Source organism: Mucispirillum schaedleri ASF457 (genome assembly GCF_000487995.2).
In the GTDB taxonomy this organism is placed as follows: domain Bacteria; phylum Chrysiogenota; class Deferribacteres; order Deferribacterales; family Mucispirillaceae; genus Mucispirillum; species Mucispirillum schaedleri.
Window position 1 is genome coordinate 1,543,485 of the sequence record NZ_CP097562.1, and the last position, 13,446, is coordinate 1,556,930.

General features: G+C 33.5%; 14 protein-coding genes and 1 riboswitch. Of the genes, 8 read left to right on the top strand and 6 right to left on the bottom strand.

Annotation, left to right across the window (positions count from 1 at the left end):
* Positions 1–46: 46 nt before the first annotated feature.
* Positions 47–157: riboswitch (SAM riboswitch) on the bottom strand.
* 113 nt (positions 158–270) lie between these two features.
* Positions 271–741: a hypothetical protein gene (locus N508_RS07325; RefSeq protein WP_023275771.1), complete on the top strand. Its 471-nt coding sequence runs from the start codon at positions 271–273 to the stop codon at positions 739–741.
* On the opposite strand, the gene N508_RS07330 is transcribed toward N508_RS07325, so the two are convergent.
* Complete coding sequence (locus N508_RS07330; RefSeq protein ID WP_023275772.1) at positions 738–2,015, bottom strand: MFS transporter; 1,278 nt, start codon at positions 2,013–2,015, stop codon at positions 738–740. The two genes, N508_RS07325 and N508_RS07330, sit on opposite strands and share 4 nt — an antisense overlap.
* Position 2,016: 1 nt before the next feature.
* Complete coding sequence (locus N508_RS07335) at positions 2,017–2,301, bottom strand: hypothetical protein (protein ID WP_143815584.1); 285 nt, start codon at positions 2,299–2,301, stop codon at positions 2,017–2,019.
* Between the two features lie 471 nt (positions 2,302–2,772).
* Here N508_RS07335 and N508_RS07340 point away from each other — a divergent pair, with 471 nt between their 5' ends.
* Entirely contained in the window at positions 2,773–3,183 is a 411-nt protein-coding gene (locus N508_RS07340; protein ID WP_023275774.1) for a hypothetical protein, read from the top strand.
* On the opposite strand, the gene N508_RS07345 is transcribed toward N508_RS07340, so the two are convergent.
* Complete coding sequence (locus N508_RS07345; protein WP_023275775.1) at positions 3,180–3,812, bottom strand: MarC family protein; 633 nt, start codon at positions 3,810–3,812, stop codon at positions 3,180–3,182. The genes N508_RS07340 and N508_RS07345 overlap by 4 nt on opposite strands.
* 443 nt (positions 3,813–4,255) lie before the next feature.
* Between N508_RS07345 and N508_RS07350 the strand changes: the two genes are divergently transcribed.
* From N508_RS07350 to N508_RS07360, 3 genes are read left to right on the top strand one after another with little or no spacing between them, the layout of a single operon-like run.
* Complete coding sequence (locus N508_RS07350; RefSeq protein WP_023275776.1) at positions 4,256–5,776, top strand: hypothetical protein; 1,521 nt, start codon at positions 4,256–4,258, stop codon at positions 5,774–5,776.
* A gap of 13 nt (positions 5,777–5,789) precedes the next feature.
* Positions 5,790–6,305: a hypothetical protein gene (locus N508_RS07355; RefSeq protein ID WP_023275777.1), complete on the top strand. Its 516-nt coding sequence runs from the start codon at positions 5,790–5,792 to the stop codon at positions 6,303–6,305.
* 23 nt (positions 6,306–6,328) lie between these two features.
* Complete coding sequence (locus N508_RS07360; protein WP_023275778.1) at positions 6,329–7,132, top strand: cytochrome c3 family protein; 804 nt, start codon at positions 6,329–6,331, stop codon at positions 7,130–7,132.
* Positions 7,133–7,445: 313 nt separating this feature from the next.
* Here N508_RS07360 and N508_RS07365 read toward each other — a convergent pair whose 3' ends face one another.
* Positions 7,446–8,342, bottom strand: coding sequence for an IS3 family transposase (locus tag N508_RS07365; protein ID WP_143815547.1), 897 nt, complete (start codon positions 8,340–8,342; stop codon positions 7,446–7,448).
* Positions 8,273–8,830, bottom strand: a complete 558-nt coding sequence (locus N508_RS07370; protein WP_023275779.1) for a hypothetical protein — start codon at positions 8,828–8,830, stop codon at positions 8,273–8,275. Before N508_RS07370 ends, N508_RS07365 begins: the two co-directional genes overlap by 70 nt.
* 171 nt (positions 8,831–9,001) lie before the next feature.
* Between N508_RS07370 and N508_RS07375 the strand changes: the two genes are divergently transcribed.
* Positions 9,002–9,376, top strand: coding sequence for a RidA family protein (locus N508_RS07375; protein ID WP_023275780.1), 375 nt, complete (start codon positions 9,002–9,004; stop codon positions 9,374–9,376).
* A gap of 99 nt (positions 9,377–9,475) precedes the next feature.
* On the opposite strand, the gene N508_RS07380 is transcribed toward N508_RS07375, so the two are convergent.
* Positions 9,476–10,978 (bottom strand): catalase, encoded by a 1,503-nt coding sequence (locus tag N508_RS07380; protein WP_023275781.1) that lies wholly within the window; start codon positions 10,976–10,978, stop codon positions 9,476–9,478.
* Between the two features lie 633 nt (positions 10,979–11,611).
* On the opposite strand from N508_RS07380, the gene N508_RS07385 reads away from it, so the two are divergent.
* The gene (locus N508_RS07385; RefSeq protein ID WP_023275782.1) at positions 11,612–12,595 is read left to right on the top strand and encodes an ABC transporter permease; all 984 of its coding nucleotides are present in this window, start codon (positions 11,612–11,614) and stop codon (positions 12,593–12,595) included.
* Positions 12,582–13,445 carry an ABC transporter permease gene (locus N508_RS07390; protein WP_023275783.1) on the top strand — a complete coding sequence of 288 codons (864 nt, stop codon included), beginning with the start codon at positions 12,582–12,584 and terminating at the stop codon, positions 13,443–13,445. The genes N508_RS07385 and N508_RS07390 overlap by 14 nt, the downstream gene beginning before the upstream one ends.
* Position 13,446: the final 1 nt, after the last annotated feature.

Sequence of the window (13,446 nt, forward strand, 5' to 3'; positions counted from 1 at the left end):
AAGGCTTTATTATAAAGGCAGGTAGAAAAGAACTAAATATAATAAGAACTTATCTCTCTCCTAAATATGGAGCAAGAATTAGCACCATCTGCTGTTAAAGAAATAGCCGGTTGCTGCAGCTTCAAAGGGCCTGTCCCTCCACCGCTCACGATAAGGTATAGAATAGTATAAGATAAAATGCTTATATGTCAAGTATTTTGTTACAATTATTAAATATTGCAAAAAGATGAAAAATAATATAGATATAGTTAAAAAATTTAAAGGTGATGTATGCGGACAATTTTAATTGCAGCAGTTATTGCAGTATTAGCGGGAATAATTTATCAAAAAGTTATTGAAGAAAATATCAGCATGAAAGAGCTGGCAGGTTATGTATTTGGCACTGCATCTAAAATGATAGATGAAGCATCAAAAGCGGCGAGTGGAAAAGACTTAAATGGTGTGGAAAAAAGTATAAATGAAATAACAGCAAGTGCAGGTGCAATTTTGCAGGAAACAAGAGATAATTTTATAAAAGAAAAACTACCTGAAATGATAAATATAGATATGCAGGAAGTATTGCAGAATGTAACATGCGATAAAGCATTATTAATGTATAATGATTATATATCTGGCAGCAGTTCAGCTAAGGACGGCGAAGAAAATATTTATACAATGCTTAGCCTTATGCGGCAGAAAGGGCAGGATGATAAAGAATTAAAAAAATCTATCATAAGCCTTTTTTGTGATGATAAAAATTAAGCTGTTTTATCCAAATCCCTAATTATTGGTCGGATTTCTTTATTGATTTTTTTCATATTAAGAAAAAGATAAAAAGAAGCAAGCATCATTATAAAGCACCATATAAGCATAGTTGCCTGTGGTGGCATATGTTCCGTAATAGAGCCGGCTAGAAAACAGCCGATAGGTCCAAGCCCTAAATTAACAATAGTATATATACTTATAACTCTGCTTCTCATTTCTACTGATGATATAGTCTGAAAAAGTGTGTTTGCTGCTATAAAAGTTGCTACAAGCCCAAGCCCTGCAGGGATAACTGTAATCATAGAAAGAGCAGGGTATGGCGATATGGCAAACACAGCTAAACTTAAAGAGTATAAAAGGCTTACTTTAATCACAGGTTTTGGCATAGCTTCAAGCCTCATAATTGATGCCACAGAGAAAGCACCTATTATTGCTCCAAATCCAAAAAGCCCCATTAAAAGCCCTAAAAGTCTTGAATTTCCGTGAAGAATATCTTTTGCAAATATTGGAAACATGACAGTATATGAATAAGAAAACAGACCAAAAACAGCCAAAAATATAAACATAGTTTTAAGTGCATAAAAGTTTTTAACATATTTTAAGCCGTCTGCTACATCTTTTATCATATTATGTTTTTTATTATCATGGGGCATTTCATTAAATTTTATGCGGTAAAGCACAAACAAAACAGGCAGGTATAGTATGGCTGTTAGTAAAAAACAAAGCCCTTCTCCCGCATAATATACAATAAAACCTGCAATAGATGGCCCTATAAGCCGAGATAAATTAAATGTCATAGACTGCAAAGCAAGGGCACTTTTTAAAGTTTTTCTGCTTTTCACCATTAAAAGAATAGATGACTGCCTTGCAGGCATATCTATTGCTGAAACTATACCAAGATACAGGCTTAAAGCCATAATAAAATAATAGTTTATTATATTTGTAAAAACAAGCACTGCCATAATAACAGCATGGAGCATTGTAAGAAACTGAGTAAGCATTAAAGTTTTTCTTTTATCATGCTGTTCAAGATATGCACCAGCTAAAAGCCCTACAATGAAAATAGGTGCATTAGCTAAAAGCTCAATAAACCCTAGTTTTAAAGGGGATTCTGTCAGCCTGTAAACAAGCCATGAATTTGCAAGTTTCTGCACCCATACACCAGTCATAGCAGCAGACTGACCAGCAAGAAATATTGTGAAATCTTTTGATTTAAGGGCAGAAAATGTGTCTGGGTCCAGCCTGAAAGGAAGTCTTAAATGAAGGTGCATATTATTTATCTCTCATAATACATTTATTCATTCTATCAGGCTCTGGGCTGCATTTATAAAGTGAGCATTCATTTAGAGAGTATGATTTGTATTTTAATATATCATATATTAAATATCTGCTGCTGTTGTTATTTTTATTCCCAGCTTGAATTAACTTCCAGTATTTTACTTCACTATTATTACACACTAATATACGGGAGCCATAAAGAGTGGCTTCATCAAGAGTAAGTGCAGAAATATTTAATGGCATAAGAGATAAAACCAGCAGTAAAATCAATTTATTCATAATAATAATATGATATATATAAAAAACAAAATTATCAATAATATTATAATCATTTAGTGTAAAATCTAAAAACGATTGCAAGAGTTTAAGCATTGTTTTAAGTTCTCATAAAAAATATCATTAGCCTAGAGCCTATGTTAATAATATTAGAAAGTGGCAGTGATATATTAATACTACTAATATGTATTGTTTTAACTATAATATATAACTAATTACCATGTTGAAGTTATGCTTTCATTTATACTTGTTTATGCAGGTTATATTGTGCTGGCATTTTATAAGGAAAATTTTATATAAAGCAGAGTGAAAATTGTGTATATAAAATATGGAAAAAATATTTTATAGTTTTTATTGTGTATAAGTTTTAATAATCAGCCTTTAAGAATATTTAACTATTCTTAATTAGTGTGGCTTTATATTTAATTATATCTTTTTCCTTGCACCTGATTAAATAAAGTATATAATAATGGTATGAGAAAAATTGTATATATATTATTTTTAGTTTTGTTATCAGTAAATTTGTATGCACAGAATATTGGTGGTCCTATTGTGCGAGGTGTGGAGCCAAAAGAGCCAGCAGTGCTTGGCGACCCAAAACTTTTAGACCCATTTAATAATCCAGATGAAGTAGATGAGCCTTATATAGAAGACCCAGATATGACTAGAATGGAGCTGCCCTTTAAAGAGCCTGAAATATTATTTGACAGGGAGCTGCAGGATGAAATGCTTCAAAGATATTATGAAAAAGAGCCTGAAGCCCCCCTTTTATTTGAGCCAGATTTAAGGTATAAAGACCCAATGGCGAAAGAGCCTGAGCCTTTAATAGTTGTGCCTGATGAAAGAAATATTGGCAAGTGCCCTAAAGGGCTTAAATGCAATTAATGTGCAGGGCTTATACCCAGCCCTATAAGCATCATTTTAACACCCATTGCCACGATAAATACCTGCATAATTCGTGCTGTTACAAAAAGGACCAGTTTACCAAGCACTCTTTCTAAAAATGAAGTAAAGTAGAAAAGCACAGACATAAATAAGAATGCTGCAAATATTCCTGCAACAGTGTTTTTCATACCGCCTTCTGCTGCCATAACTACTAATGTAGACAGTGTTCCCGGACCTATAAGCATTGGAAAAGCCATAGGGATAATAGAGCGTCTTATCAGCTCTTCTTCGCTCATATCCTGATATTGAGAAAAATCTTTTACAGTGCCCGGAAAAAGCAGATTTTTTATACCCATAACCACAAGGATAATTCCACCTGCAATTCTTAATTCATTAAGAGATATCCTGAACATATACTCCATTACAACAGGTCCTGCAAAAAGAAATATCATCACTATAACAAAAGCTGTAATAATGATATTTCTAAAAAGGTGCTGCCTTGTTTTTACAGGCATACCGTCAGTCATAGAAATAAACTGCGGCAGGTTTCCAAAAGGATTCATAACTGCAATAATTGCAATAGCTGCTAAAAATACAGCATATATAGCTGATTCAATATTAGTAAACATAGTCTTTGCTGCCTTATAAAAAATATTTTATGCAATATATACTTTTTATAATTAATAGCAAGTAAAAATATATAATCAGCACCCTATTTTAATTTAAAACTAAAGAACTAATAAATCGGACCAAAAAGATATTTTTTAGTTGCAAATATGTAGAAATAATGTATACTATTCAAATGAAGACATATTGAAGGGCAGCATTTTTATTACTTTTGTATGATATATGTATATTATACAGTGGTATTTTTATCCTTTGCCAATCTTTATATTTAATTACCTTATGTATGAAATCAGCAGATAAAATTTGTTTAAAAAGCTGATAATAATAAATAACTCCTGTCTTAATAAGTATTATATTTATGAATATGAAATATGATGTATCTTTATTGATTTATATTTTATTTAATATTGATTAATAAGGCTAAAATATATAAAGGAGGTTTTATATGAGGTTTATGTCCACGGTATGCATTACAGCCTTGGTATCTGCCATTATGCTTCTTTCTGTCACAGAAAGTTATGCATATAAGGGAGATGAGTTTATCACACCAGACAGCTGGAACAGGCATATCACATCAAATGGTATAAAGTCAACAATGAACGGCATATCCTTTGGGGATACGGGTCTTCTGAAAATAGGCTTAACAACCCGTGCAAAATTAAGGTTCAGTGATGAGACAGACTTTCCAATTTATCAGTATGCCCGTCTTAGATTAAGCGGTGTTCAGGCAGGAGAAGGCGAGTTTGTGCTTAATCTTAATATGCGTGGAGCCTATGATGATACCCCAGCAATAGGCGACAGAACATACCACAGGTTTTACAGCGGCCTGTATGCGTCCCGCTCTTATAATGAATATACGAGAAGTGTTAAATCATTAGATGGCGATTTCAGGATATATCAAGGTAACATAGAGCTTAAAAATGTTATTCCAATTACCGATATTTCTTTGGGCAGAATATATTTACAGCAGATAGACGGTTATAAAATAGATGGAGCTAATATTAAATTAACCCCATCAGAATATTTTAATATAGGTGTATACTACGGTTTACCTGTGAGCTATTACAGTGATTTACAGACACAGGTAGTGGGAACAAATATAGAAATCCCAGTAGCATCCAGCGGGACAAGTCTGAAATTAGCATACAGCTATTTTATGAAGCTCAACAGTGGGGGGGGGAATCCAGACACCCATGTAGCTAGAGCACGGCTGGACCAGTCATTAAATTTTAATCCAATATCAGCATCCTTCTACGCAGAAGGAGACCTAATCGGCGAAGCCTTTGTATATGAAGTAGGTTTTGATGCAGACATACATGCAAGCAAAACGGGCATATCAGCATATATCAATGGTCAAGCTACACATAATGAAAACCCAGTAAACACATATGTATCTTTATACGAAGGGATATTAAGCTCCAGCGAATATGTTATGGGCGGTTTTAAAATATCACAAGGTATAGTAGACAAACTTCTTTTAGGCATAGGCTATGAGGGCAGGTTTAATTTCAGCACAGCTTATGGCGACCGAGATTACCACAGAGTATTTGCGAATTTAGACTTAGTGGGCTTAATTCATAGAAACAACTATCTGAGCTTAATAGTAGACTATTACAATGTTCCAGAGATAAAACATCAAAACGGCAATGAGAGAGTAGTAGGCGGCTTTAGAATGACACAGGTATTCCTTGAAAACTTAGAAGGCTGGATAGGAGTAAATGTTCAGAACTTCCAGTATAGAAACAGCCCAGTCAAAATGAACGGTATGCGTGGCATGTGGAATGAAATCAACCAGCGTAAAAACAGCGAAAACACAACCCTTGCCTATATTGGTGGAGTATATAAACCAGCAGAGTGGTGTGCCTTACAGCTGGACTATGTATTTGAATATGCAGACCTTTTTAAGAATGCAGATTTACAGCCAGACAGCCACACAGTAGAAATGTGGGTTAATTTTATATGGTAGGGGGAGTGATAAAATGAAACAATTATTTATAACGGCAGCAGCATTTATGCTTGCAGTAACATTTGTCTATGCAGTAGACAGCACGAAACCAACATATCATACTTCAGACTGGGAGATAAAACATGGTCAGGCAGCAAAAGCTAACGATACAGAATGCTTTACCTGTCACGAAGAGCGAGTAGAATGTATATCCTGTCATGAAGATACTCCGCCCCGCAACCATACCAGTTCATTTGTCAACAGAACTCACGGCATACAGGCAAGGTGGAATAAGACCTACTGCCAGACATGTCACAGGCAGGATTACTGTGATTCATGTCATGAGAATTCCTTTCCATTAAGTCACACAAGGTCAGGCTTTGGAGATATATCAGCAGCAGGCTTTCACTGCCAGACAAGCTGTCAGCTTCCAACATCAAACTGGAACAGCACTCCAGCCCAAAACTGTATTGTGTGCCATAAAACTAGACCTGTAACAACTAAATCAGGCATACCACATCCACAAAGTGATGCTGATATGTATAAATAAAATTATAAAAAAGGAGAAAAAATATGAAAAAATTGCATTTAATAATGTTTACTGCTGTGCTGCTTTTAATTACTGCTTGTGCAGAGCAAAACCCTAATGAAGATTTATATGGTGGGAACCCAAATGACCCTGGCTATTCAGCAGGTCACTATGTATTTGATAACAGCTCTATTTTTAATGGAGGTAGTCCTGCTACTGGCGGTCGTCTAAATGCAAGTATTACTAATGTAGACCAAACTGAATATAGTAGCATTAAAGATAATGCCACTGCATTAAAATATGATTTTGAAGATTATGGGAATAGAAATTTTAATTTGTTATACAGATGGAAATCTTCTATAGTTTATAGTGATGATAAAACAAAAATGTATGGCCCAACAATACAGGCTGGCAGATTACCTAAAGATGGGGCATATATTCCTAAACCTAATGAACTTGTAAGACAAGATACTATACCTGTGGTAACTATGTCAGGCGTTTCTTTCCCACATGAAACTCACCGTCATGTACTTGCTGGTATAAATTTTATGGGTAAAGATGGTAAACATTTTGTTCCTATTAGCAATTGTATGGTATGTCATCCTAACTTTGATTTTCATAATTATGAGACTCCTAGTGCAATATTTATGCAGGATAATTTGACAAAAGGTAATAAAACAATTCAAGGTGCAACTCTTGCAACTAACCCAGCTCACGAGTTTTGCTGGAACTCATGTCATACTAAAATTGCAGAGCCAACAGTGGCACCAAAAACAACAGATTGTAATTCATGCCATAGGATACAGAGTAGTGGCAATATTCAATATCCAACACCAACAGTGAAGTAAAAGTTTATTTATATATTAAGTGTGGCTTATACCATAAGCCACACAATTTATAATATTAGATACTTTACCTTTCAGGCTTAACATGACATGGAAGCAGTCTCAATAAGACCTAACAATACAGCTCTATTATACAATAAACTTATATGTTTGTATAAATCTAAATATATAAGTTACTATACTAATTCACACATATTGTCATTCTGAGCATAGCGAAGAATCTATATGTATAAATTTCAATAATTATAAATACTATTTATAAAACTGTTGCAGTTTTTATATTCTAGATACTTTGAACTTACCCAAAAATTTTGAACTAAGCCACTAAATAAATTTCTTTTTCCTGTAAAGGTGTAAGTCCATTAGCTTTTATTCTGTAATTATTATAGAAATCAATATATTTTTCAAGTTCATATTTAAACTGTTCTATATTTTTGAATTTGTTAATATAAACCAATTCACATTTTAAAGTAGCAAAGAAACTTTCCATAACAGCATTATCATAGCAGTTGCCACGCCTTGACATACTCTGCTCTATATTATTTTCCTTTAATAACTTTCTAAATTGATTAGCCTGATATAATATACCCTGGTCTGAATGTATCATTAACCCTGTTGTATCTTTTGTTTTATCTATTGCCTGTTTTAAATTATCTATTACCATTTCTTCATTATTATATTTGCTTACACTGTATGCTGTTATTTCTCTGTTATACAAATCCATTATTGCTGATAAATACACCTTTTCATTATTAATTTTTATCTCTGCCACATCTGTTACCCATTTTAAACATGGTTTCTCACTTGTAAAGGCTCTGTTTAATTTATTGCTGCATATATGACTTACTCTGCCTTGTTTATACCTTTTCTTAACCCTGATTAGTGATGAAATTTTTAGTTCTTTCATCAATTTATACACTGTCTTCCTGTCATAAGTATAACCCAGTTTCTCTAATGCCTTTGTTATTCTTGGATAGCCGTAAGTCTTGTTAGATTTTTCATATATTTCTAATATATATGCCTTGACTTCTGCATATTTATCTAATGCAGCAGGCTTTTTAACATTATAATAGTAAGTGCTTCTTTTCATATTACTCACAGACAACAGGATATCCAAACTGTAATACAGCCTTAATGCAGTTATTATTTGTGCTTTTTCTGTTGAACTCTCTGTTCCTTTGACTGCATTAAGGCTTCCAGCTTTTTTAAATATGCATTCTCCGCTGACTTGTAATAAAGCTCTTTTTCAAGCTCTGATATTCTCTCTTTTAATTGTCTTACTTCTTCACTATCATCTGATTTAGTGAGTTTAATATCAGTAGAGTTTGAGTGTTTACTCTTTTTACTGTTCGGGATATTCTTATCTGACATATTATCTCCAATAAACTTACTGCAAAACTTATTCCAGTCATATATTACTGATGCTGATGGTATATTAAAATATAGTGCTGTCTGCTCATAACTTAAATTATTTGATGCCTTATAAGTTAACACATTTAATTTAAAATCTCTACTATATTCATTGCGGGTAAAGCTATGATGTAAACTTGATTCGCCTGAATGCTTATATCTGTTATAGATATTACATATTACTCCTTTATGAATTTTACAGCATCTTGATAATTCACTGGCACTCATTATACCGCTTTCTAAGACTGTTACTATAAACTTCTTAAACTCATAGCTGTATTTTCTTGCCATATACACTCCTTATATGGCTCGTCCAACTTTTTTGGGTAAGTTCACTTTGCTTAAAAATCAAGCTCAGTATGACACGGCAGCAGGCTCATTATGATATTTAAGTAAAAGTATTGACATTTATTCTATAATAAAAGATATTATTATAAATAAAAAAATTAGGAGTTTTAAAATATGAAAAAGGCAGTATCTACTAATAAAGCACCGCAGGCAATAGGTCCGTATTCACAAGGTGTCTCTTTTGGAGATTTAATTTTTACATCAGGTCAAATTCCTGTAAACCCTGCATCATCTGAAATTCCATCTGGTATTAAAGAGCAGACAAAACAGGTATTATCAAATATTTCTGCAGTGCTTGAAGCCGCAGGCAGCTCTATGGATAAAGTATTAAAAACAACTGTATATATTAAAGATATGAATGATTTTGCAGCTATGAATGAAGTATATTCATCATTTTTTAAAGAGCCGTTTCCTGCCCGCACAACAGTAGAAGTATCAAGACTTCCAAAAGATGTATTTGTTGAAATAGAAGCTGTAGCTTATAAATAAAAAGTTCCGCCTGCTTTTTTGCAGGCGGAATAGGAGAGTGGGACAGCCAGCTGGATAAACTGGCTGTTTAAAACAAGATATAAAATGGAAGTCGTTAAGCTATTTAGTAGCCTCAACTCTTTCCTGTTGAGTTAAAGAAGCAAGTTTTTTTACTTTTTCAACATCAAGTTTTAAAGCATTTGCAACCTTTGTGCCGTAATCTGCACTGGCTTTATAAAACAATGCTGTCTGCCTGTATTGTATATTTTCTTTTGCATCCCCTAAATGACCTGCGATATTTGATACAGTATTTGCTTTTTCGCTGTCATTCATTACCCTGTCAAAAAGCACGCCTGCTTGAATAAAGTCTACATCTTCTAATGGTCTGTCGTGCATACCAAGAGATGCAGATATGTCTATAAATGGCGGGTTGAATTTTGTATCAGTTATTGTATTAGTAAGTGAACTTGGGAAATAATGATATTCTGCACCGCTGTTTCCATCTACACTCATAGCACCATCTCTTTGACCATTGCTGAAAGGACAGCGTGGTTTATTCACTGGTATTTGATGTGAGTTTGCGCCTAAACGATACCTGTGAGCATCGCCGTAAGCAAAAAGCCTGCCTTGAAGTAATTTATCTGGAGATGCTGCAATACCCGGCACTAAGTTTGCAGGTGTAAATGCAGCCTGCTCAACATCTGCAAAAAAGTTATCTGGATTTTGGTTTAATGTAAGCCTGCCTAAAGGTATAAGCGGATAATCGCTGTGATACCATACTTTTGTAACATCAAATGGGTCAAATTTATATGTTTTTGCTTCTTCTGGTGTCATTATTTGAACAAAAACATCCCATGACGGATATTCTTTGTTTTTGATAGCATTAAACAAATCTTCTGTGGAATGGTCGGGATTAACACCTGCCATTTTCTGTGCTTCTTCATTTGTCATTGTTTTGATACCCTGATTTGTTTTAAAATGATATTTTACCCATACGAATTCATTTTTTTCATTATACCACATAAAAGTATGGCTTGAATGGCCGTCCATGTGCCTGTGGCTGTAAGGTGTGCCTCTATCAGAAAATAGTATTGTAACCTGATGTATAGACTCTGGTGTCAGAGAGAAAAAATCCCAGAACATATCAGCATCATGCAGATTTGTCTGCGGATTTCTTTTTTGTGTATGTATTAAATCAGGAAATTTGAGAGCATCTCTTATAAAAAATACTGGTGTATTATTTCCTACTATATCATAGTTGCCCTCTTCTGTGTAAAATCTTATGGCAAATCCGCGTGGGTCTCTTGCAGTATCTGCTGAGCCTCTTTCACCGCCCACAGTAGAAAATCTTAAAAATACATCAGTTTTTTTGCCTACTTCTGAAAACAGTTTTGCTTTTGTATATTTTGATAAATCATTAGTTACTTCAAAATATCCTTTAGCACCAGTACCTTTTGCATGAACTATGCGTTCAGGAATGCGTTCTCTGTTAAAATGAGCAAGTTTTTCAACCAAATGGAAGTCTTGTAATAATGTGTAGCCTTCTTTTTCACCTGTTGTCATGGAAGATAAATCTGTTCCAACAGGTATGCCTTGTGATGTAGTTAAATATTTTTTATCCATATTGGACCTCCTTATAAATATACTTTATCATAATAGTAATGATTATCAATACTATTTTTGATTAATTCAACAATTTAACCATAATTGTTGAATTTAAAGCATATATAAATAAATTATAAGCTGTAAAATCTGCCTTGATTTTATATTTTCATTATAAATTAAAGTAATTATTTGGCATCAAAAACAGCTTTTTACTGCATTACATATAGTTTTGGACTTACTAAAAAACTTACATATCAGTCATTTTGAGCCTGATTTTAAAAGGCGAAAAATCTCACATTACATATATTACAGCAGCATATAATAGATTTAAATTATCTTACTTTTTAGATATTTCGCTATATTCCAAACCCTGTATTATCTTATAAATCTTATAAACTATACTCATATTGTTTTGCCTGAGTTTTTTGGTTAAATCCATTTAATATATAATTAAGTCGCATAAATAATAAATTGGTGACATTTTTTTTAATAATAATTATACATATTCCATTATTTATTAAATATTATGCTTCTTTATTCCTTATGATTAATATAAATTGCGAACTTTTTAGAACATTATTAAAAATCATTTGACAGCAGTTCAAAGTATCTATTTAATATAATCAAGAATATTTATGTATAAGGAATGAGATGCTTTCATACACTATCCGCAGGCTTTTAATGATGATACCAATGTTTATAGGTATTACTATAATATGTTTTATAGTTATCCATTTAGCTCCGGGGAATGCTGCAGAAATGCGGGCAGCTATGGGTCCAAAATATTCTGAAACTGCACGGGCAAAGTTTGAAAAAATGTATGGGCTTGATAAGCCGCTTTATGAGCAGTATATAATATGGCTTAAAAAAACAGCAGTTTTAGATTTTGGCGAATCTTTTGCAATAGATGGCAGAAGTGTAAAAGAGAAAATTAGGGAGCGGATACATATTACTGTTGGATTAAATCTTTTAAGTATGTTTTTCATATTTTTAATAGGGCTTCCCCTTGGTATAATTTCAGCCTACTGGCAAAACAGTGTACTTGATAAAGCCATAACAGTTATAGTTTTTATAGGGTTTGCTGTGCCTGCTTTCTGGCTTGCAGTAATATGTATGTATTATTTCAGCATTTATTTAGGTGTTCTGCCTATTTCCGGACTTTATACAGAATATATTTATGATACAATGAGTTTTTGGGAAAAGGTAAAAGATATTGCTGCTCACTTAGTTCTGCCTGTTTCTATTTCAGTTTTTGGCTCTCTTGCAGGCATATCACGGTTTGCAAGAACATCCACCCTTGATGTTCTTCATGAAGATTATATTACAGCAGCAAGAGCAAGGGGTATAGGGGAAGGCAGGATATTATTCAGCCATGCTTTAAGAAATGCTTTACTGCCTGTCATTACTATTTTAGGGCTTTCTATTCCCGGGCTTATTGGCAGCAGTGTAATTTTTGAATCAATATTCAGCATACCGGGTATGGGGCAGCTTTTTTATAATTCTGTAATGATGAGAGACTATCCAGTTATTATGGGGATATTAGTAATAGGAGCACTTCTTACATTAATAGGCAATTTTATTGCAGATATTGCTTATGCTTTTGCAGACCCAAGGATACGCTATGGAAAGAAATAAAATACGAAGTAAAATATTTTCAAACACAAGCAGCAATATACTTCTTATAAGCGGAGCATCTATTGTGCTGTTTTTTATAATTATAGCAGTATTTGCACCACTTATTGCACCATTTAACCCAGCACTTACTAACTTGAATGAAGTTTTTACAGCACCTAACAGCACATATTTATTTGGCACAGATGCTCTTGGCAGAGATGTATTTTCAAGAGTAGTATATGGAACAAGAATATCTTTATTTGTGGGCTTTATTGCTGTGGGTATATCTATAACTATTGGTGTGATTTTAGGTTTAATTGCTGGATATTATGGCAGAATGGTAGATAGTGTTATAATGCGGTTTACTGATATTATGCTTTGCTTCCCGTCATTTTTTCTTATTTTAGCAGTGATTGCTTTTTTAAAACCATCAATAGTAAATGTTATGGTAGTAATAGGTGTAACAGGCTGGATGGGAGTAGCCAGATTAGTAAGAGCAGAAGTGATGAGTGTTAAAAACAGGGAATATATTACAGCTGCAAGGCTGCAGGGTTTAAGCCATATTAAAATAATGTTTAAACATATACTGCTTAATGTGTTATCGCCTGTATTTGTTGCCGCCACATTAGGTGTTGCAAGTGCAATTTTATTAGAATCATCACTAAGCTTTTTAGGTCTTGGTGTGCTTCCACCTACTCCGTCATGGGGTAATATATTAACAGAGGGGCAGAATAATATAATTAATGCATGGTGGCTTTCTCTTTTTCCGGGTATAGCAATAGTAATAACTGCTCTTGGCTATAATCTGCTGGGGGAAGGTTTAAGAGATGTGTTAGACCATAAAAATAATAAATCAAATATTAAGGATTGAG